At 68.9% G+C, this 20,914-nt stretch carries 19 protein-coding genes, 1 tRNA gene and 1 pseudogene; 13 read left to right on the top strand and 8 right to left on the bottom strand.

The genetic code is table 11. The features are described 5' to 3' along the window. Positions 1 to 76: 76 nt before the first annotated feature. The gene (locus ACTHL4_RS13185; RefSeq protein WP_440283225.1) at positions 77 to 2,431 is read left to right on the top strand and encodes a transglycosylase domain-containing protein; all 2,355 of its coding nucleotides are present in this window, start codon (positions 77 to 79) and stop codon (positions 2,429 to 2,431) included. Positions 2,432 to 2,525: 94 nt separating this feature from the next. On the opposite strand, the gene ACTHL4_RS13180 is transcribed toward ACTHL4_RS13185, so the two are convergent. Further along, a complete protein-coding gene (locus ACTHL4_RS13180; RefSeq protein ID WP_440283224.1) occupies positions 2,526 to 2,978 on the bottom strand; it encodes a GatB/YqeY domain-containing protein in 453 nt (150 codons plus the stop codon). A 36-nt stretch (positions 2,979 to 3,014) separates the two neighbouring features. Between ACTHL4_RS13180 and ACTHL4_RS13175 the strand changes: the two genes are divergently transcribed. From ACTHL4_RS13175 to ACTHL4_RS13155, 5 genes are all read left to right on the top strand, one after another. Then, entirely contained in the window at positions 3,015 to 3,953 is a 939-nt protein-coding gene (locus ACTHL4_RS13175) for a metallophosphoesterase (RefSeq protein ID WP_440283223.1), read from the top strand. A gap of 52 nt (positions 3,954 to 4,005) precedes the next feature. Continuing rightward, a complete protein-coding gene (locus tag ACTHL4_RS13170) occupies positions 4,006 to 4,794 on the top strand; it encodes a fructosamine kinase family protein (RefSeq protein ID WP_440283222.1) in 789 nt (262 codons plus the stop codon). A 280-nt stretch (positions 4,795 to 5,074) separates the two neighbouring features. Then, positions 5,075 to 5,148 (top strand) — tRNA-Pro (locus tag ACTHL4_RS13165). A 142-nt stretch (positions 5,149 to 5,290) separates the two neighbouring features. Next, entirely contained in the window at positions 5,291 to 6,547 is a 1,257-nt protein-coding gene (locus ACTHL4_RS13160) for a sensor histidine kinase (protein ID WP_440283221.1), read from the top strand. Between the two features lie 59 nt (positions 6,548 to 6,606). Then, a complete protein-coding gene (locus ACTHL4_RS13155; RefSeq protein ID WP_440283220.1) occupies positions 6,607 to 7,122 on the top strand; it encodes an OsmC family protein in 516 nt (171 codons plus the stop codon). Here the strand turns inward: ACTHL4_RS13155 and ACTHL4_RS13150 are convergent. The 4 genes from ACTHL4_RS13150 to ACTHL4_RS13135 all read right to left on the bottom strand — a co-directional run bounded on the left by ACTHL4_RS13150 (position 7,091) and on the right by ACTHL4_RS13135 (position 11,211). Next, complete coding sequence (locus ACTHL4_RS13150) at positions 7,091 to 8,554, bottom strand: MFS transporter (protein ID WP_440283219.1); 1,464 nt, start codon at positions 8,552 to 8,554, stop codon at positions 7,091 to 7,093. The genes ACTHL4_RS13155 and ACTHL4_RS13150 overlap by 32 nt on opposite strands. Continuing rightward, on the bottom strand, positions 8,551 to 9,933 hold the full coding sequence (locus ACTHL4_RS13145; RefSeq protein ID WP_440283218.1) for an NAD-dependent succinate-semialdehyde dehydrogenase: 1,383 nt from the start codon (positions 9,931 to 9,933) through the stop codon (positions 8,551 to 8,553). The genes ACTHL4_RS13150 and ACTHL4_RS13145 overlap by 4 nt, the downstream gene beginning before the upstream one ends. 159 nt (positions 9,934 to 10,092) lie before the next feature. Beyond that, positions 10,093 to 10,479, bottom strand: a complete 387-nt coding sequence (locus ACTHL4_RS13140; RefSeq protein ID WP_440283217.1) for a DUF3040 domain-containing protein — start codon at positions 10,477 to 10,479, stop codon at positions 10,093 to 10,095. Between the two features lie 39 nt (positions 10,480 to 10,518). After that, positions 10,519 to 11,211: a hypothetical protein gene (locus tag ACTHL4_RS13135; RefSeq protein ID WP_440283216.1), complete on the bottom strand. Its 693-nt coding sequence runs from the start codon at positions 11,209 to 11,211 to the stop codon at positions 10,519 to 10,521. A 131-nt stretch (positions 11,212 to 11,342) separates the two neighbouring features. Here ACTHL4_RS13135 and ACTHL4_RS13130 point away from each other — a divergent pair, with 131 nt between their 5' ends. Further along, a complete protein-coding gene (locus ACTHL4_RS13130; protein WP_440283215.1) occupies positions 11,343 to 11,939 on the top strand; it encodes a hemerythrin domain-containing protein in 597 nt (198 codons plus the stop codon). Positions 11,940 to 12,021: 82 nt separating this feature from the next. Here the strand turns inward: ACTHL4_RS13130 and ACTHL4_RS13125 are convergent, their stop codons facing one another. Further along, positions 12,022 to 13,299, bottom strand: a complete 1,278-nt coding sequence (locus tag ACTHL4_RS13125; RefSeq protein ID WP_440283288.1) for a threonine/serine exporter family protein — start codon at positions 13,297 to 13,299, stop codon at positions 12,022 to 12,024. Positions 13,300 to 13,375: 76 nt separating this feature from the next. On the opposite strand from ACTHL4_RS13125, the gene ACTHL4_RS13120 reads away from it, so the two are divergent. The 3 genes from ACTHL4_RS13120 to ACTHL4_RS13110 all read left to right on the top strand — a co-directional run bounded on the left by ACTHL4_RS13120 (position 13,376) and on the right by ACTHL4_RS13110 (position 16,443). Beyond that, a complete protein-coding gene (locus tag ACTHL4_RS13120; protein WP_440283214.1) occupies positions 13,376 to 14,218 on the top strand; it encodes a phospholipid scramblase-related protein in 843 nt (280 codons plus the stop codon). A 2-nt stretch (positions 14,219 to 14,220) separates the two neighbouring features. After that, the gene (locus ACTHL4_RS13115) at positions 14,221 to 14,940 is read left to right on the top strand and encodes a type 1 glutamine amidotransferase (protein WP_440283213.1); all 720 of its coding nucleotides are present in this window, start codon (positions 14,221 to 14,223) and stop codon (positions 14,938 to 14,940) included. Between the two features lie 75 nt (positions 14,941 to 15,015). Then, on the top strand, positions 15,016 to 16,443 hold the full coding sequence (locus tag ACTHL4_RS13110; protein ID WP_440283212.1) for a GntT/GntP/DsdX family permease: 1,428 nt from the start codon (positions 15,016 to 15,018) through the stop codon (positions 16,441 to 16,443). An 11-nt stretch (positions 16,444 to 16,454) separates the two neighbouring features. Here ACTHL4_RS13110 and ACTHL4_RS13105 read toward each other — a convergent pair whose 3' ends face one another. After that, positions 16,455 to 17,150, bottom strand: coding sequence for a response regulator (locus ACTHL4_RS13105; RefSeq protein ID WP_440283211.1), 696 nt, complete (start codon positions 17,148 to 17,150; stop codon positions 16,455 to 16,457). After that, on the bottom strand, positions 17,147 to 18,751 hold the full coding sequence (locus ACTHL4_RS13100) for an ATP-binding protein (RefSeq protein WP_440283210.1): 1,605 nt from the start codon (positions 18,749 to 18,751) through the stop codon (positions 17,147 to 17,149). Before ACTHL4_RS13100 ends, ACTHL4_RS13105 begins: the two co-directional genes overlap by 4 nt. Positions 18,752 to 18,917: 166 nt before the next feature. On the opposite strand from ACTHL4_RS13100, the gene ACTHL4_RS13095 reads away from it, so the two are divergent. From ACTHL4_RS13095 to ACTHL4_RS13085, 3 genes and pseudogenes are all read left to right on the top strand, one after another. Further along, entirely contained in the window at positions 18,918 to 19,766 is an 849-nt protein-coding gene (locus ACTHL4_RS13095; RefSeq protein ID WP_440283209.1) for an ABC transporter ATP-binding protein, read from the top strand. After that, on the top strand, positions 19,766 to 20,638 hold the full coding sequence (locus ACTHL4_RS13090; RefSeq protein ID WP_440283208.1) for an ABC transporter permease: 873 nt from the start codon (positions 19,766 to 19,768) through the stop codon (positions 20,636 to 20,638). Before ACTHL4_RS13095 ends, ACTHL4_RS13090 begins: the two co-directional genes overlap by 1 nt. A gap of 49 nt (positions 20,639 to 20,687) precedes the next feature. Further along, positions 20,688 to 20,914: pseudogene (locus tag ACTHL4_RS13085) on the top strand (hypothetical protein); the annotation flags it as partial.

Here is a 20,914-nt window from a genome sequence, read left to right as displayed (position 1 = left end):
GCGCCGGGACAGCCCACGGGCGGCATACCACCGTGGAATTCAGGGGATGACAGTTTCGGCGGTTACCCTGCGTCGCATGCGTGTTGCGTCCCGCCTCGGCTCTGTCTTCAGCCTGCTCGGCGCCTTCGTGGCCACCGCCGTGGCGATGGGGTTGATCGTGGCGTGCCTCTTCCTGCCGGCGATCGGCGCCGCGGGTCAGGCGACCAACGGCGGGGTGAAGCTGTTCAACGACATGCCGGGGTCGTTCGCGATGAACCCGCTTGCGCAGCAGTCGCGCATCCTGGCCTCCGACGGTTCGGTGCTGGCGACGCCGTTCAACCAGAACCGCATCGTCGTGCCGTTCAACAAGATCTCCGACTACATGAAGCACGCGCAGGTCGCGATCGAGGACGAGCGCTTCTACGAGCACGGTGCCCTGGACTCCAGGGGCCTGTTCCGCGCCATCGGCTCCAACATCTTCAGCAACGGCACGCAGGGCGCCTCCACGCTCACCCAGCAGTACGTCAAGATCGCCATCCAGAACCAGGCGATCAACGCCGGCAACACCGAGAAGGCCAAGCGGGCCGTCAGCCGCACCGGCATGGAGGGCTACGTCCGCAAGCTGCAGCAGCTGAAGTACGCGGTCTCGCTGGAGCAGAAGTACACCAAGGACCAGATCCTCGACGGCTACCTCAACCTCGTCTACTACGGCGGTCAGGCGTATGGCGTGGAAGCAGCCGCGCGACAGTACTTCGGCGTGCACGCCTCCGAGCTCAACCTGCCGCAGTCGGCGCTGCTGGCCGGCGTGGTCAACGAACCGGGCAACCTCGACCCGTTCACCAACGCCAAGGGCGCCGTCGCCCGCCGCAATGTCGTGCTGACCAAGATGTACCAGCAGAAGATGATCACGCGCGACCAGATGATCAAGGCGCAGAACACCAAGCTCAAGCTCAACCCACACCCGGTGCAGTCCAACAGTTGCGCCAACTCCAAGTACGCCTACTTCTGCTACTACGTCATCGACTGGCTGCAGACCCAGCCGGCCCTGGGCAAGAACCCGAAGGAACGGATGGCGACGCTGGAGAGCGGCGGCCTGACGATCCAGACCAGCTTCAGCCCGAAGATGGCCGACATCATCGACAAGCAGATCCGCGCCAAGGTGCCGCAGGGCAACAGCGAAGGCATCGACTCGGCCGGCGTGATCGTGCAGCCGGGCACCGGCCTGGTGCTCGCCAGCGGCCAGAACACCAGCTACTCCAACGCCGGTGGCAGCGGCAAGAGCGCCTCGGACTTCACCGTGTCGGGTGAGGGCTACGCCTACGGGTCGACCGCGAAGATCTTCGCGGTGATCACCGCCTTGGAGAACGGCTGGTCCCCGGACAAGAAGATCCAGGTGCCGGTCTACGACACCACCTCCGCGGCCGGTGCGCCGGCACACGCCTTCACCCACCAGGACTTCCCCGCCGGTTGTGGCCTCGGCCGCGGCGAGAAGTGGGTGCTGCCCAACGACAAGCCGTACCCGAAGGCCGGCTCCTACATGTCGCTGACGGACGCCACGGCGCAGTCGGTCAACACCGTCTTCGCGACCATGGTCAGCCAGCTCGGCGCCTGCAACGTGCTGAAGACGACCGACAAGTTCGGCGTGCAGAGTGGCACCGGGACGACGATCAAGGCGACGCCGGCGTCGATCACCCTCGGCACCTCGAACGTCACCCCGGTGGATCTGGCCAACGCCTACGCGACCGTGGCCTCCGGTGGCATGTACTGCCCGCCGCACCCGGTCGTGTCGATCAAGAACGGCAACGGCAAGAAGCTGAAGCTGTCCGGCATCAAGTGCAAGCGGATCATCAGCAAGAAGGTCGCCGCGGAGACGAGCAAGATCTTCGAGTCGGTGCTCACCGACCCCCGCGGCACCACCCACGGCGACATCCTGCTGGCCGGCGACCGGCAGGCCGCCGGTAAGACCGGCACCGAGGACGGATCGGCCAACATCTGGTTCGTCGGCTACACCCCACAGATGGCGACGGCGGTGTGGGTGGGCCACCACCAGGCGCCGAAGTACATGAAGGACATCACCCTCGCCGGCCACTTCTACAAGGGTTATGTCTTCGCCGGTGACCTGGCCGCGCCGATCTGGAAGAACATCATGGATCAGGCGCTCAAGGGCCAGCCGATCGAATACTTCATGAAGCCGGACGGCACGACGCCGAAGAGTTCGCCCTCGCCCACGACGAGCGAGACGACCACGACGTCGAACCCGCCGACCTACTACCCGCCGCCCGCGACGACGCAGACCTACCAGCCGCCGTCGACGACCCAGGCGCCGCCGCCGTCCTCGACGACGCAACCGCCGCCGGCCACCACGACGACCACGCAGCCGCCCAAGACGACCGAACCGCCGAAGCAGACCGGACCGCCCCGGCACACCGGCGGCCCGCCGTCGAAGAAATAGGCGCGCCGCGCTGGTCGAGTAGCGGAGGAGCGAAGCGGGGGAGCGTATCGAGACCCGAGGCGCGGTTACTGCGGGAGTCTCCTCCCGTACCGACTCAGCCCTGCAACGCCCGCTTCACCGCGGCGGCGACACGGCCACCCTCGGCGCGGCCGGCCACCTTGGGCTGCACGGCCTTCATGACCTGACCCATGCCCGCCATACCCTGCACCCCGGTGTCCTCGATGGCCTGGCTGACGAGAGTGGCCAGGTCGTCGTCGCTCAGCTGGCGGGGAAGGTATTCCTCGAGCACCGCCAGCTCGGCGCGTTCGTTCTCCGCGAGCTCGGTGCGGCCGGCGCCGTCATACGCCTCGGCCGCCTCGCGGCGCTTCTTGGCCTCCTTGGCGATCACCTGCTGCACCTCGTCGTCGGTCAGCTCCTTGGCTTCCTTGCCGGCGACCTCGGCATTGGTGATGGCCGCCATCGCCATCCGCAGGGTCGAGGTGCGGACCTGGTCCCGGGCGCGGAGGGCTGCGGTCATGTCCTCGCGGAGGCTCTGCTTGCTCGTCATACGATCCAGTCTCCCACCGCACATAATGGACACCTCATGCATGCACTCACCAAGACCTCGACCGCCATCGCCGGTGCCGGACTCGGCACGCTCGCGTGGGCGTCGCTGGTCGAACGCCACCTCTACACACTGCGACGCTTCACCGTCCCGGTGCTGCAGCCAGGTGCTCGTCCCCTGCGGGTGCTGCACCTGAGCGACCTGCACCTGGTGCCGCGGCAGGAGCGGCGCATCCAATGGGTGCGCGGGCTGGCCGCACTGGAGCCGGACTTCGTCGTCAACACCGGTGACAACTGCTCCGACCTGCACGCGGTGCCGGCGGTGCTGGACGCCATGGAGCCGCTGCTGCGCTTCCCCGGCGCGTTCGTGCTCGGCTCGAACGACTACTACGCACCCATGCCGAAGAATCCGCTGAAGTATGTCGGCCTCGGCGACCCGCATCGTCGCGGCGCCGAGATGCGGGTGCCCGACCTGCCGGTGCAGGACCTGGTTGACGGGTTCACCGGCGGCGGCTGGACCGACTTGGACAACGTGCGCACGATGCTGGAGATCGCCGGCCAACCGGTCGAGTTCGTCGGCGTGGACGACCCGCACATCGAGCAGGACGATTATCCGTCGGTCGCGGGACGGGCTGCCTCGGACGTGGTCGCGACGGTGGGGGTGGTGCATGCGCCATACGTCCGGGTGCTCGATCCGATGACGGCCGACGGTGCTCGGCTGGTGCTCGCCGGCCACACGCACGGCGGCCAGGTGTGTGTACCGTTCTATGGAGCGCTGACCACCAACTGCGACCTGGACAACGCTCGCGCCAAAGGGGTTTCGCGGTGGTGGCCGGGGGCGTCGGGGCACCCGGACGCGGACGCACCCGACGACGCGGCGTGGTTGGAGGTGTCGGCGGGGCTGGGACACAACAAATTCAACCCGGTCCGGTTGGCCTGTCGACCGGAGGCGACGCTGCTGACTCTGGTGCCGCGCTGATGCGTTGCTGGTTGAGTAGGGCGAGGAACGAGCCCGTATCGAAACCGTCGCTGTGACCTATACCAAACACGGCGCGTCGCCGCGCGCAACCGCCTGGGAGGCGGCCGGGCTCGACTGGCTGCGCTTCGACGACGGTGCCGCGGTGGTCGGCGTTACTGCGGTGGACGGCGAATCGCTGGTACTGCAACGACTTTCACCGGTGACACCCACAGCTGCAGACGCGGAGGACTTCGGCCGGGCACTCGCCACGACGCACGCGGCGGGTGCATCCGCGTATGGCGTGGGACCGGACGGCTGGGCAGGCGACGGCTACCAGGGTCCGGCCAACGACCTGCTGCCGTTGCCGCTGCGCCCCTACCGGTCGTGGGGTGCGATGTATGCCGACCTGTGCGTCGAGCCACTTCTGGACCACCTGGCTGGTCGAGCAACTCCTGGAGAAGTGGCACGGGGGAAGTCGCGTATCGAGACCGAGACCGAGTCACTGGCAGGCCCGGTGCTGCGCCGCCTGCGCGGCGGCGAGTTCGACGAATCGTGCGCCGCTCCGGCGCGATTGCACGGTGACCTGTGGTCCGGCAACGTCATCTGGACCGCCGGCGGTGCGGTGCTGATCGATCCGGCGGCACACGGCGGACATCCGGAGTCCGATCTCGCGGCCCTGTCGCTCTTCGGAGCGCCGCATCTGCAGCGGATCCTGGCGTCATACGAGGAAGTGGCGCCGTGGGCCGATGGTCGGCGCGAGCGGGTGCCGTTGTTACAGCTGCACCTCGTGCTGCTGCATGCCGTGCTCTTCGGCGGCGGGTATGTCGAGCAGGCCCAGCGCATCCTGCGCCACTACGACTGACGCGATCCGCGGAGCGGTGAGGTCTCGCGCACCCACGCCGGGTCGAGTAGTCGCGAGGTACGACCGGCTCGCTGATCGAGTAGTCCGAGGAACGACCGGGCTCGCTGATCGAGTAGTCCGAGGAACGACCCGGCTCGCTGATCGAGTAGTCGCGAGGTACGAGCGACGTATCGAGATCCGAACAGCACCGCGCGTTACGGACCCGATTGGGCGAAACGCCAGCACTGCTTGTATCGTTGCATCTCGCTGCGCGCATCCGCTGGGTGCACGCGGCATGCCACGGGGTGTGGCGCAGCTTGGTAGCGCGCTTCGTTCGGGACGAAGAGGTCGCAGGTTCAAATCCTGTCACCCCGACACATGAAGACCGCCGACATGATCGGCGGTCTTTTCTCATCGATCTCCGGTTGTTCGTCGGCCCGCCGGTCACCGTAAGGCGATGCGAAGCCAGCACACCACAGGTTGCACCCAGCCACCCTCACGTCGGCACAATGTGGGCATGTCTGCCGAGCACCTTGCGACCTCCCCTCCCGGTGACACCGCGGCGGGCACCCTGATCGATCGACGACGGGTGGCCGAGCTCGAGGCGTATGACGTCATCGGCCGCGAGGCTCCTGCAGAGCTGTTCGAGCTGGCGCATCTGGCCGCCGTGGTGTGCTCGGTGCCGAGTGCGGCCATCAACCTGATCGACGGTGCGCAACAACACAGCGTGGCGACCTACGGCATACCGGTTTCGGTGTGCACCCGCGACGACTCGATGTGCGCGATCGCGCTGCACGAGACCGACACCGTGGTGCTGCAGGATGCCCGCACGGATGAACGGTTCGCCGACAATCCCTTCGTCACGGGCGCTCTGGGCCAGGTGCGGTTCTACGCCGCCAGCCAGCTGCGCACTCCGAACGGCGTGACGATCGGGACGTTGTGCGTCTTCGACACCCGGGCGCACCCGCTCGAGCCGGCCCAGGGCGACGCACTCGACACGCTCGCCCGGCAGGTGATGGAGGTGCTGGAACTGCGACGCCGCACCGCCGAGCTGGAGGTCCTGCTCGCCGAGCTGGACGCGGCCCGGTCCGAGCTGCGGCGGTCCAACGAGCAACTCGGCGGCTTCGCGCACCAGGTCAGCCACGACCTGCGCAACCCGCTCACCGCGATCATCGGCTATCTCGAAGCGCTGGACGACGACCCGGCCATCGCCACTCAGCCCGCGCTCGCGGCGATGGTCGCGCGGGCCCGGCGTGCCAGCGGACGGATGAACGACCAGATGACCGAGCTGCTCGACTACGCGCAGGTCGGCGGCGTGCTCGGCAACACCACGGTGGACCTCCGGTCCGTCGTCGAGTCGGTCCGCGAAGACCTGGTCGAACTCATCCAGCGCCGCGAGGTGGACCTCACCGTGCACGAGCTGCCGAGTGTGCAGGGCGACCGTGTGCAACTGCACTCGCTCGTCCTGAACCTGGTCACCAATGCCATCAAGTACACGCCACCGCACCGGGCGTGCCCGGTCGACATCAGCGGCACGCTGCGTGACGACGTCGTCCGGGTCGAGGTCGCGGACCGTGGGATCGGTGTCGCACCGGACCAACAGGAGCAGGTCTTCGAGCTCTACGCCCGCTCGCGGCAGCTCGACGTCGAGGGGCACGGCATCGGCCTGGCGACCTGTCGCCGCATTGTCGAGGCCCATGGCGGCACCATCGGACTCGAGCCACGTCCCGGCGGAGGCACCATCGCCTGGTTCGAGCTGCCGACCGGCGCCTGAGCCGGGACGGCAGCCACGGACACCGCACCCGGTGTGCCGCACCGGAGCAGAATGAGCGCATGGATGCGAACGAACTGCGCGCGGCCCAAGCACCGCTGAAGGAGCGCTACCGGCAGTCCGCCGCGGACGCACTGACGCCGATCGCCGCGACCGGAGACGGCACCGGCCCGGCGCCGTCGTTCTCGGTGCGGCAGACCGGCTCCACCACCCAGGCGGGGCTGCACCGTGCCGCCGGCGGCGATGGTACCGACGCCTGCTCCGGCGACATGCTGCTGGAAGCAGTGCTGGCCTGCGCCGGCGTCACGCTGCGCGCCGTGGCGCTCGCCTCCGGTGTGGAGCTGCGGGCGGTGCACGGTCGCGCGGACGCCGCCTTCGACGCTCGCGGGACGCTCGGCGTGGACCGGACGGTCCCGGTCGGCATACAGGGGCTGGCGCTGGAGTTCACCGCCGACACCGACGCGACCGACGCGCAACTCGAGCGCCTCGGCCAGCTGACCGAGCGCTACTGCGTCGTGGGTCGGTCGCTCGCCGACCCGCCGTCGATCACGGTGCGGCGGGACGCCTGCGCTCACTGACCAGCTCGACGATGCCGATGACCAGCGCGGCCGCCACGAAAGCGGCCACCACGAGCAATCCGTGCCGCAGCGCCTGCAGGAAGTCCGGCCTGCCATGGGCGGAGTTGAGCACGCCGAAGAAGACGCTGCCGGTGATGGCGATGCCGGCGGCCGAGCCGACCCGCTGACCCGTCTGCAGCACACCGCCAGCCGCACCCGCCTGCGCCACCGGCACCTCCGACACGGTCAAGGTGATGTTCGGTGAGATGACCATCCCGCCACCGATCCCGGCCACGAACAGCGGTGCCGCGGCGGCGAATCCGAACTTCGCACTGGTCACGAAGTGCGCCGCGGCGAAGACGCCCAGCACACCGACCAGCACCACGAACGTGCCGATCACCACCAGCAGCCTGCCCACCCGCGTCACCAGCCGGCCGCTCACCGCGGCAGAGAGCGCCGAGCCGATGGCGAACGGCAGGCCGGCCACTCCCGACAACAAGGCCGAGTAGCCCAGCCCCTCCTGCACCGCCAGCGAGAAGATGAAGAAGATCCCGGTGAAACCGGCGAAATAGACCATGCCCAGCAGGGACCCGTTGCGGTAACTGGCCAGGGCGAAGAGTCGCAGGTCGACCTCCGGCTCCCGGCCCCGTCGCAGGTAACGCAGCTCCCACCGGATGAACAGCGCCAGCAGCACCGCAGCGGCCGGGAACATCAGCAGCCGCCATACCGAATGCCATTGCTGTTGCTCGATGAACGGGAAGATCAGCAGCAGCACCGTCAGCCCGAGCAGCACGACGCCGACCGGGTCGAGGTCGTGCCGGTGCGGGCTCGTGGACGAGCGGGTCCGGGGCAGATAGCGCCGCGCTAAGAGCAGCGCGAACGCGCCGATCGGCAGGTTGACGAAGAACACGTAACGCCAGCCGTCGTGGGTGCCGAACGCTTGGATCAGCAGCCCGCCGGTGACCGGCCCGATCGCGGTCGAGATGCCGACGACCGCACCGAACAGCCCGAACGCCTGACCGCGTTCGGCACCGCGGAAGAGTTGCTGGATCAGCCCGTTGATCTGTGGGGTGACCAGACCGCCGGCGAAGCCCTGGATCAGCCGCGCGCCGATCAGCATCGGCGCGCTGACCGCGAATCCGCACAGGGCACTGGCCAGCACGAACAGCGTCACGCCGACCATGAACATCGACCGGCGGCCGCGCACGTCGCCGATCCGGCCCGCGGGCACCAGCAGCAAGCCGAAGGTGAGCGCGTAGCCGGAGACGATCCAGGACAGCGAGTTCTCCCCGGCTCCGAGGCCGGTGCGGATGCTCGGCAGCGCCACGTTGACGATGCTCACGTCGAGCAACGTCATGAACCCCGCGGCCAGGCAGACGGCCAGCGCCTTCCAGCGGTTCGGGTCCGGCTCGTCGGTATGCCGCTGTGGTTCCTCGGTGGCGGGTTCGCTCACTGCTTGTTCGCCGAGACCCGGATCAGCTTGCGGTTGGCGAACTCCTGCATGCCGTCCGCGGCGAGTTCCCGCCCGTAGCCGGAGTTCTTCACCCCGCCGAAGGGCAGCCCCGGCATGGTCGTCCCGTGCTCGTTGACGTAGGCCATCCCGACGTCGAGTCGGGCCGCGATGTCGGCCGCCTTGTCGGGGTCGTCGCTCCACACCGACCCGGACAACCCGAAGGAGGAGCTGTTGGCGATCTGCAGCGCCTCGTCGACATCGGTCATCCGGTAGATCATCCCGACCGGTCCGAAGAGTTCCTCGTCCCAAGCTCGCATCTGCGGCGTGAGGTCGGTCAGCACCGTCGGTGCGTAAAACGCTCCGGGGCCGTCCAGCTGCCGGCCGCCGGCGCGCACGGTGGCACCCTTGTCGACGGCGTCCTGCACCTGCTCGTCCAGCAGGTCGCGTGCGTCCCTGGACGACATCGGGCCGACGCGGGTGGCCGCGTCGGTGGGGTCACCGACCGTCGAGTTGCGGAACTCCGCGGCGAACGCGTCCACGAACTCGTCGTAGATCTCGTCGGCGACGAACATCCGCTTCGGTGAGTTGCACGCCTGACCGCAGTTGGAGAGCCGAGCGCGCGCAGCCACCTTCGCCATCGTGCCGACGTCCGAGGAGTCCAGGACGAGCATGGCGTCGGACCCGCCGAGCTCCAGCACCGACTTGGTGAGGTTCTTGCCCGCTTCCTGGGCGACTGCCGCGCCGGCGCGCTCACTGCCGGTGAGCGAGACGCCGCGGACCCGCGGATCGGCGATGACATCGGCGATGAGCTCGTTGGAGGCGTAGACGTTGACGTAGCCGCCGTCGAGCAGTCCCGCGTCGCGCAGCACGTCCTGCATCAACTGCGCCGAGGCGGCGCAGATCGGTGCGTGCTTCAGCAGCATCGTGTTGCCCAGCATCAGGTTCGGCGCAGCGAACCGGGCCACCTGGTAGTAGGGGTAGTTCCACGGCATGATGCCGACCAGCACCCCCACCGGCTCGCGCCGTACGACGCTGCGCAGCGCACCCTGCGGGTCCAGCTGCTGCTCCTCCAGCAGCTGCGGGCCGTGTTCGGCATACCACCGGTAGATGGACGCGGACAGAGCCACCTCGCCCTGCCCCTGGCGCAGCGGCTTGCCCATCTCGACGGCGATCGCGCGCGCCAACTCCTCGGATCGTTCCTCGTAGAGATCGGCCGTGCGGCTCAGCACGGCCGCCCGGTCGGCCGGGTCCACCGCGCGCCACTGCTCGTATGCCGCCTGCGCCCTCGCCACGGCGTCCATCGCTCCCTGCAGGTCGAGCTCGTCGAAGGTCCTCTCGACCTCGCCCGTGGTGGGGTTCTCGGTGCGGTAGCTCTGCATGTCGTGCACTCCTTCGATCGACGGAAGTCACCGGCTCCCGATGCCTTGCGGCGGGCGGCCGGACCTCGGGCGCATCCGTAGCGGGCGCCGTTGATCACCGTCTCACGCCGCCGCCGATCGGCCGGAACCCGCCCGAGCCGGTGGTGATGGCGGACAGTGTCACTCCGTGCGGCGCCACCGGCGGACCGGCCGGCGCACGGCCGCCGAGACCGCACCGCGGGCCGCCCGCCAGGCCGCACCGACGGCCTGCGCCCACCTGCTCAGCAAGCGGCTGGTCGCCCCGCGCAGATCGAGCGGTCCGGTCCGGCCGAAACACCAGCCGGCGAAGAACGCCGCCAGGGCCGCTCCGACCACGGACACCACCCACGCCGAGTGGTCGGCGAAGGCGAACGCGCCGGCGACCACGACCAGGCACAGCCCGCCGAGTACGAGCCGACGGCGCACCGGCAGGCGTCCGCTCATCCGCGCGGCGAATCCGGGATCGCTGCCGGACAGCGATTCCTCGATCTGGTGGATCTCCCGCTCTTCGTGCGGTGTCAGGGCCATTGCGCGCACACTCCTCGGACGACAGTCCCGGATTACCCCTCACGGCCGTCGCCGAATCGCCCCGTCACCCGCCGATCCGGGGTGAGATTGCAGCCCTGTGACGGGTGTGGCTGCGGACACCACTGTGGTGGTCACCCGGGTCAGCGCCGGCCGCCGCGGCGTGGACCCGAAACCGAAACGCGGCGGCGGCTCGACCTGCGCGAGACCACCCAAGGTGCGCCCTTCCCAGGAGGCGGTCAGCGCGGTCACCGCGTGGACGTCGTGGGCCCCGTAGAACTCGTGCCGTCCGCCGCCCGCGGTGCCGTGAGTCCGCACGCCGGGCAACAGAATCCGCGCGATCGGGTCGCACAGCCGGCTGAACCAGGTCTGCCCGGTGATGCCCTGCGGGAGCGCATGCAACGACCAGCCGATCGACGTACGCCGGCCGATGCGCGCGTCGAGAGTCAGTGGTCCCGCCGAGGCGCTCAGCCGGCGCTGGGATCGGTCCACCACGACCGGCACCACGCGCACCTCGTCGAAGCCGTAGGTGGCAGCGACATACTCGGCGATCGGGTACGTCGGCGCCAGCAACATCCGGTGGCCGTCCGCGCGCTCGATCATCACGTCGGCGAAACGCCCGTATGGCGAACGCGCCCAGTTGCCCACGACGATCCGGGTGCCTTCCCCGGTGCCGACGCCGAGGATCTCGCCGACGAAGCGATCCGCGCTGCGTGCGCGACGCCTGCGCGTCATACCGACCGCCATACCAACCGCCCTCAGCCTCGGGTCATGCCTGCCGACCACCGTAATCCGCCGCGTGCGCCCCGCCGGCGGCCGGACGACCGACAGGTTCCACGGTCACGCGCGCGGGGTAACGTCGCGCCATGGACATTACCGAGATCATTCAGCAGCAGCACGACGAGCAGCGGCGTGGCTTCGCCATGTTGGAGGAGTGGCCGCGGGATGACACCGAGGGCCTGGCCGCGATGTGGCGCCGGCTCGCCATCCTGCTGGAGAACCACGCCGAGGCGGAGGAGCGCTACTTCTATCCCGAGCTGCTCAAGCTCGGCACCGGAGCGGCCGACGCGCCCGACGCCGAGGACGAGACCGACGACGCGATCCACGACCACAACAACATCCGCAAGGCCATCCGCAAAGCGGACCGTGCCAAGACCGGCACCGCCGAGTGGTGGACCGCGGTCACCGACTGCAACGTCTACAACAGCCGGCACATGGGCGAGGAGGAACGCCAGGACCTCGCGGACTTCCGCCAGCAGGCCAGCCTGCAGTTGCGTCACGACATCGCGATCAACTTCCTGCGGCTGGAGGCGATGAACGCCTCCTCCGGTCTGAAGCCGGTCGACAAGGACGCCGACGACTACGTGCAGGAGCACGAGAAGGACGGCACCCCGTCCGAGGACGAGAAGTCACCCGGCCCGACCCGTCACTCCGAGACGGCCAGCGACGCCGCCTCCGAGTGATCCCGGCGCACTGCATCGCACGCCAGCCCGGTCGATCCGTCGACCGGACCGGCGTCGTTCGTCGTCGTGCGAGTTGCCGCGCTCACTCCCCCGTCGGCCAGTCGACCGCGGCCGCAGTGGCGGGCAGCGACCGCGCCGAGTGGTCCGCGGCGCGGGCGATGATCGAGCCGATGAGCGTGCCGACGGCAATGGCCAGGAACGCCGAGAGCGCCGTGAGCAGAGATCTGCTCGTCCCGCTGCCCACTTCGATCTGCGAGGCGTTGAGCAGTCCGAAGGACCCGGGCGCGACGATGAGGAAGGCCGGCACATAGGTCACCCGCCATACCGGCCCGCGGGGCAGCCAGGAGACGACGATCGCCGCGACCATCGCGGCGAGGGCACCGAGGAAGCCGCCCACCTCCGGGTTGTAGACGATCTCCAGCGGCACCTGCGTCCCGCCTGCGGCGGCCATCACGACCGCGATCGCCACCGCGTGCTCGAGCGGCATGAAGAAATGGATCAGCAGACCGACCATGCAGACGGCGATGCCGGCGACGGCGGCCCACCAGGCCGGGTGGGCGGCCGCACTGTTGGTCAGCGAGTTCGCCGGCGTCCGGGTCAGCGCCGCGGCCGCGACCACACCGGACATGAACAGTGCGATCTGCACCCCGCCGGAGACCAGGCGGGAAGTGCCCGCGGCCGCGGCACCGGAGGCGATCTCGGTCAGCCCGATGACGATCGCGCTGCCGGGCAGCAGCACCGCGATGGCCGCGACGATGAGCCGCAACGGGCCGTCCACCCACCCGGCGTGGAAGGCGCCCAGCACGATCAGCGAGGTGCCGAACGCGGATGCGACCGGCAACAGCCGCGCCAGCGAACGCCAGCGTCGCGTCAGCATCGTCAGCAGCGCCACGGCCAGCGAACATCCTGAGACGACAAGCAGATTCAGCGCCGAGGGTTGGAGCAGCAGACACAGGCCGATGCCGATCGGTATACCGCCCAGGTCGCCGGCCCAGCGCGGCCACCGCGGCGGATTCGCGCGGATCTCGTGCAGCCGCTGCAGCGCCGCGGGGACAGTCAGCTCTCGTGCGCGCAGTGCCGAGATGACGACCAGCACCTCCGAGGTCTGATCCAGCCGCACCGCGGCATCGACCGGCGCGAAGCTGACGCTGTCCATCGGCTCCAGCCCGACGAACAGCCCGGTCGGCAACGCCGCGACGGTGATGTCCGGGCAGCCGATCACCGGGCTGAGCGCGCGCAGTTCGTCCTCCACGTCGCTGGAGGCCGCCCCGCCGCCGAGCAACGCCGCGCCCACTTCGAGCAGCAGACGCTTGCGTTCGTCCTCGCGCGCCGCAGCGGATGGCGCCGGCCCACTCGTCATACTCACGGAACCGATTCCTCTCACCGCGCCTCGGACCGCGGCAACTATAAAGCGTCGCCGATGACAGGATGTGCCCATGACCTCCAACCCGCCCGCCGCCTGGCATCCGGACCCGGCCGGCACCCACCGCCTGCGCTGGTGGGACGGCCAGCAGTGGACCGAGCACTACCAGCCGATGCCGCCGCCGCAGCAGGTGCCGCAGCAAACCCAGCAGCAGGAGCAGCCGCAGTCGGCGCGCGGTCAGCACACCGGCTTCACCCAGGGGTATGGCGACCAGAGCTTCGGCGGTGCCGTCAACGCCCCGGTCGGCCACAGCGTCGCCGGCGACCGCAACGTCTTCACCGAGCACACCCTGGTGGTCAGCCAGAAGCGCAAGCTGATCGAGCTGACCAACGAATACCTGGTCTACGGACAGGACGGAGCCGAGATCGGCGCCGTCGTCGAGGTCGGGCAGAGCAACGCCCGCAAGGCGCTGCGCTTCCTCACCAACGTCGATCAGTTCCTCACCCACCGGCTGGAGATCCGGGACACCCGCGGCCGGCCGTTGCTGCTGCTGACCCGCCCCGGCAAGGTCTTCAAGTCCACGATCGTGGTCGAACGCCCGGGTGGCGGCGAGATCGGCCGACTGGTCCAGCAGAACATGTTCGGCAAGATCCGCTTCGGCCTGCAGGTCGACGGCAAGGACGTCGGCACCCTCAATGCGGAGAACTGGCGCGCCTGGAACTTCGCGCTGCTGGACTCCACCGGCTTCGAGGTCGGGCGCATCACCAAGACGTGGGAGGGACTGCTCACCACGATGTTCACCACCGCGGACAACTACGTCGTGCACATCCGCCCGGAGCTGACCGATCCGTTGCGGTCGCTGGCGATCGCCGCCGCGCTGACCGTCGACACCGCCCTCAAGCAGGACGAGCGCTGAGCATGACGCCGACCGTCCTGGTGATCCAGCCCGGTGACGACGACCCGCTGGGCCGGTTCACCGGCTGGTTCGCCGAGCAGGGCATCGCCATACAGACCGTGCGGCCGTATGCCGAGGAGCCCGTCCCGGCACAGATCGCCGCCGACGGCCTGATCGTGCTCGGCGGCGAGATGAGCTCCAACGACACCGCCACCTACCCCTGGCTGGAGGACATCCGCGGGTTGTTGCGGGATGCGGTCGGCCGCGACATACCCACCCTCGGGATCTGCCTCGGTGGTCAGCTGCTGGCCCAGGCACTCGGCGGCACGGTCGTGCGCGGCGCCCACGGCACCGAGTCGGGCCTGGTCACCGTGACCGTGACCGACGCGGCATCGGACGACGTGCTGTTCGACGGAGTCGGCCCGCACTTCCCGGTCGCCTCCATGCACGGCGACGCCGTCGACACGCTTCCCGCCGGCTCGACGTTGCTGGGCACCGGCGACGTCTATCCGCACCAGGTGTTCCGGGCGGCACCGCACGCCTGGGGTGTGCAGTTCCATCCCGAGATCGGTCCGGACACGTATGCCGCATGGGCGCACGCCTTCCACAGCGATGACACCGCGGAACGAGCCCGCGTCATGCAGGGCATCGACGACCTGACGGCCGCCGACGACGCGGTGCGGCACACGTCGGCGCTGCTCGCCGGGCGCTTCGCCGCGCTGGTCACGGCGGGCAGGCGCTGACCGCCGGTGACCCGCTGATAAGGCGACTGCGCCCACCGGACCACCGGCGTGCCCGCAGTGGCTAACGTCGTCAGCATGCTCATCGCCAAGGACGCGGCCCAGTTGTCGCACGCCGGCAACACCCAACTCGCCCTGGCGGCACTGGCCGGCATCGCCGCCGTCGTGCTGCTGATCGTCGTGGTGAAGCTGCACCCGTTCATCTCGCTGATCCTCGGATCCGCGGTGGTCGCCCTGGTGGCGTGGGTGCCGGCGGCCGAGGCCGTCACCAGCTTCACCAGCGGCGCGATCAACCCCAACGGCGGCTTCGGAGGGACCGCCGGATCGGTGGCGTTGCTGATCGCCCTCGGCGCCATGCTCGGCCAGATCCTTGTCGACTCCGGCGGAGCGGGCGTGGTGGTCGACACCATCAGCGACACCTTCAGTGGGTCCGCCCTGCCATGGGGTATGGCGCTGATGGCCGCGCTCATCGGTCTGCCCATGTTCTTCGAGATCGGCGTCGTGGTGCTGGTGCCGATCGTGCTGATGGTGGCCCGTCACACCGGTCAACGGCTGATGTTGGTCGGCATACCCGCGCTGGCCGGTCTGTCCATCCTGCACGGGCTCGTGCCGCCGCACCCCGGACCGGAGACGGCCATCGCGTCGCTGCACGCCGACACCGGCCGCACGCTGATCTTCGGCCTCATCGTCGCCGTGCCCACGCTGGTGATCTGCGGTCCGTTGCTGGCCCGGGTGCTCGACCGGCTGGTGCCCATCGAGCACCCCGTGCTGCCGGGCGGCGCCCGGGGATCGGGCGGCGCCGGCCAGGACATCGACGAGAAGTCGGGTCCGGGACGCAAGCCCACGTTCGGCCGGTCGATCGCGATGCTGGTGCTGCCGGTCTGCCTGATGCTGCCGGCGGCGATCATCAACATCGCGGTGTCCGATGAGAACAACCGCGCCCGCCAGGTCCTCGACGTGATCGGCACTCCGTCGGTCGCGCTGGTGATCACGGTCGTGGCGGCATACTTCGTGCTCGGCCTGGGGTCGGGTATGTCGCGCAGCCAGGCCAGCGACTCCCTCGGCAACGGACTGCCCGGCATCGCGGGCATCATGCTGATCGTCGCGGCGGGCGGCGGCTTCAAGCAGGTGCTGGTCGACTCCGGTGTCGGCAACGTCATCGCCGACTGGGCCAACGGCAAGAACATCAGTGTGCTGCTGCTCGGCTGGCTGGTCGCGGTGGGCATCCGGCTGGCGACCGGGTCGGCCACGGTCGCGACGGTCACCGCGGCGGGCATCGTTAGCGGCCTGGCGGCCGACCTGTCACCCAACCACCTGGCGCTGCTGGTGCTCGCGATCGGCTGCGGCTCGTTGTTCTTCTCGCACGTCAACGATGCGGGCTTCTGGCTGGTCAAGGAATACTTCGGGATGACGGTCGGTCAGACGATCCGTTCGTGGTCGTTGATGGAGACCGCGATCTCGGTGGTGGGCTTCGTGTTCGTGATGATCCTGAGCACCTTCACCTGACCTGTGCCCGGTCAGTCCCGGGCGAGCCGGTAACGGTGCTCGGGCCGGCCGGCGGAGCCGTAGCGCAACTGCAGCTTGACGATCCCGTGCTGCTCCAAATAGCTCAGGTAGCGCTGGGCGGTGGCCCGGCTGACACCGATGCGCTGTGCGACCTCGGTCGCCGACAGGTCGGCACCGGCGTCGCGGACCGCCCGGAGTACCGACTCGAGGGTGGCCGCCGAATGCCCCTTGGGCGGCAGCGCCGCAGCCGTCGCGGTGGGACGCAGCATCCCGAAGAGTTCGTCGACATCGGACTGCCGGGCGTGGCCGGGCAGTTCGGCCAGGTGCAGCCGCATGCGCTGGTATGCCGTCAGGCGCTCGGTCAACGCACTGAAGCCGAAGGGCTTCACGAGATAGTGCACCGCACCCAGTTGCATGGCATCACGGATCGAGGAGGTGTCACGCGCCGCCGAAATCACCATGACATCAGGTGGTTCCGGCTCGTGACGAAGCGACCTGATCACCTCGAGGCCATTGCCGTCGGGCAGGTAGATGTCCATCAGCACCAGGTCCGGACGTGTCCGACGAGCGGTCGTCAGCGCCTCCTGGGCACCGTGTGCCGTGCCGAGCACCTGGAAGCCCGGGACGCGACTGACCATCGCGGCATGGATGCCCGCGACCCGGAAGTCGTCGTCGACCACCAGCACCCGCAATGCGCCGCCGGTCATCGCGGCACCGCCTCGCGCGCCGGATCCTGCCGCGGCAGCCGCACCCGGAATCGTGCACCGGGACCTTCGGAGACCTCGATGGTTCCGCCCACGCGCGTCACCATGCGCTGGATCAGCGCCAAGCCGAGCCCGCGCCGACGCGACGAGAGGTTGGCCTTGGTGCTGTAGCCGTCCCGGAAGATGTCCTCGCCGGCGCCGGGCGGCAGGCCAGGGCCGTTGTCGGTCACGGTGACCGTCACCAGCCCCGGTTCCTCCACGATCCGGACGACCACCCGCCGCGGTGCGGGAACGGTGGCCAGTGCTTCGAAGGCGTTGTCGATGAGGTTGCCCAGGATTGTCGTCAGTGCCTGCACCTTCTCCGGCGAATCGCCGAGGCAGGTATCCGGATCGAGGACGAACTCGATGCCGTGCTCGCTCGCCTCGGCCGCCTTGCCCAGCAGCAGTCCGACGATCTGATGTGCGCCGATGTGACTGCGCAGCGTGTTGTCCAACTCCGCCGAGGTGCCTTGCACCTCGAGCACGAATTGCAATGCCTCTTGTGGCAATCCGAGTTCCAGCATCCCGGCGACCGCATGCATCCGGTTGGCGAACTCGTGCTGTTGCGCGCGCAGCGAGTCGGTCAGGCCACGCTCGCCGTCCAGCTCCTGCAACAGCCCGGTGACCTCGGTGCGGTCACGTAGCGTGACGACCGCTCCATGCGACGTGCCGCCGATGCTGACCGGCATGCGGTTGATGACCAGGCAGTGATCGTCGGTGAACACGATGTCGTCCGGCCTGGTCGAGCCTCCCGATAACACCTCGCGCAGCCGGCCCTCCGGCATCCGCTCCTCCAGCCGGCTGCCGATCGCGCCGGTCGACAGGTGCAGCAGCCGCTGCGCCTCGTCGTTGACGACGGTCACCCGCCCCTCGGCGTCGAACGCGATCACTCCTTCCCGTATGCCGTGCAGGGTGGCCTCGCGCTCCTGCAGCAACTGTGCGATCTCGTCCAACTCGAGCCCGAACGTCCGGCGCTTGAGGCGCCGCGCCAGCTGCCACGACGCGCACGCCCCGACGAGCAGGGCGATCACGAACCAGACGGCATACGAAGGGAGTTCGTGCCACAGCGCACTGGACACCGAACTCTCCCGGATGCCCGCGGAGACCTCACCGACCATCCGCCCGTCCGGGCCGTACAGCGGCACGCGCCCGTTCGCGGACCGCCCGGTGCTCCCGTTGTCGACGCCGGTGTGCACCTTGCCGTCGACCGTCACGATCTGCTCCGACACCTTCTCGCCGATCAGGGCCGGGTCGGGGTGGGAGTGCCGCACACGGTCCATGTCGATGATGACGACGTATGACGCCTTCGCCTGATGCGCGATTCCGGCCGCGATGGCCTGCACCGCGGCGGCGCAGCCCGGGGCGGGTTTCGCCATACAGCTGCGGACCTGCGGGACGCCCGCGGCCGCCTGCGCGATCGACGCCGCCCGCGTCTCGAACTGGGTGTCCAGATGGCCGCGTTCGGCCCTGGCGAACAGCAGGAACCCGATGACGACGGTGATCGTCAGGATGACCAACTGCGCCACGAAGATCTGGCTGGACAGCCGACGCATTCGGTATCGCATGTGCGCTCATTGTGAGGGCGGCACCTGCCCCAGGCAAGGCGTCGTGGGCTGCGCAGAATGCGCTAAACGCCGATCAATGAGAGCAACGGCGAGCTTCTTGCGCAACCGCGACGTGACCTCGGTCACTTCCTACTGTCGGTCTCCAGTGCGAACGGAAGGAGCACCCATGGCCGACAACCCACCGCTGGACACCTCACCACCCGACGCGGCGGACGCCGCCCGGATCGAGATCACCGGACTCACCAAGCGCTACATCACCCCGACCGGGGAGCCATTCACCGCCATCCGCGACGTGACGTTCACCGTGGAGCCGGGCCAGTTCTGCGCGATCGTCGGACCGACGGGCTGCGGCAAGTCGACCACGCTCGGCCAGGTGTCCGGCCTGGAGAATCCCAGCGGCGGCACGGTGAAGGTCGGCGGCAAGGCGGTGCACGGCATCACCGAGGGCGTCAGCTTCATGTTTCAGTCGGACGCGCTCTTCCCGTGGAAGACCGTCCTCGCCAACGTGATGATCGGTCCCACGCTGGCCGGCAGGACCAAGAAGGAGGCGACCGCGATGGCGCGGGACTGGCTGCGCCGCGTCGGTCTCGCCGGTTTCGAGGACCGCTACCCGCACCAACTGTCCGGCGGTATGCGCAAGCGCGTGGCCATGGCCGCCGCGCTCATCAACGAACCGCGGATCCTGTTGATGGACGAGCCGTTCGGAGCGCTCGACGTGCAGACGAAGGCCATCATGCAGACCGAGCTGCTCGGGTTGTGGGAGCAGTCCCGACCGTCGGTCCTGTTCATCACCCACGACCTCGACGAGGCGGTCGCCCTGGCCGACCGGGTGCTCATCATGACCAGCAGTCCTGGATCGATCAAGCACAGCTTCGAGATCGACCTGCCCCGCCCGCGTGGCGAGGTGCAGGAGATCCGGCACGAAGCACGATTCCTGGAGCTGCAGAACCAGATCTGGGCATCCCTGAAGGACGAGGTCGAGCGTGCCTACGCTCGGACGGCAGGTGCGGCGTGATGGTTGCCACCCGACCGCTCGAGTCGACGTCGGAACTCACCGAAGCAGACATCCAGCAGTCGGCACGGCACGCCCGCCGGAGGCGAGCGCTGCGGGTCTGGGCCGGCCGGATCATTCTGCCGGTGCTGGTGATCGGCGGATGGCAGGTGTGCACCACCACCGGGGTCGTCGACAAGTTCTTCTACGGCCAGCCGTCGATGATCTGGCAGTCCCTGGTGGACCTGTTCACCAAGGGCACCGCCTTCGGCTCCATCTGGTTCAACCTGTGGATCACGATCAAGGAGGCGATCTTCGGTTTCGCGCTCGGCACGGTCAGCGGGATCGTCCTCGGTCTGCTGCTCGGCCAGAACCGCACCCTCTCCGACATCTGCAGTCCCTACATCAAGGCCGTCAACTCGGTGCCGCGGATCATCCTCGGATCGATCTTCGTGGTGGCGTTCGGTCTCGGCATCCTGCCGAAGGTGTTGCTGGCCGCAGTGCTGGTCTTCTTCATCGTGTTCTTCAACGCCTTCCAGGGCGTGCGCGAAGTCGACCCGAACCTCATCGCCAACGTCCGCGTGCTCGGTGCGTCCCCGCTGCAGGTGGCCCGACACGTCACCATCCCGTCCGCCCTCACCTGGATCATCGCCAGTCTGCACACCGCCTTCGGGTTCGCGATCATCGGTGCGCTGGTCGGCGAAGTCCTCGGAGCCCAGGCCGGCATCGGCCTGATCATCGTGCAGGCACAGGGGCACTTCGACCCGAACACCGTCTTCGCCTGCATGCTGCTGATGGCTGCCGTCACCCTCATCGCGGAGTCCCTCATCGCGCTGCTGGAGAAGCGGGTCCTGTCCTGGCGCCCGCCGAGCAAGACCGAATCCCAGGCGATCTGAACCCCGCCCACCTCGGCCACACCCGTTGGACCTCGAAAGGAAATGTCCCATGCTCAAGCAAGCTCTGACCATGACCGCCATCGGCGCCTTCGCCCTCGCCACCGCCGCGTGCGGTAGCGGAAGCGGCGGCAGCAGTGGCTCGACCGCCGCCGGCGGAGGCGGCAACGCCGCAGCCGGCGGCTCGTTGCCCACCGTCAAACTGATGGTCGGTGGCATAGAAAAACATATCAACCAGCCCAATCAGCTCGCCCAGGACCACGGCTGCGACAAGAATAT

Source organism: Flexivirga sp. (genome assembly GCF_051955415.1).
Taxonomy (GTDB): domain Bacteria; phylum Actinomycetota; class Actinomycetes; order Actinomycetales; family Dermatophilaceae; genus Flexivirga.
Note: the sequence above shows the minus strand (reverse complement) of the source record. Positions and strands in the feature narration are given on the sequence as shown.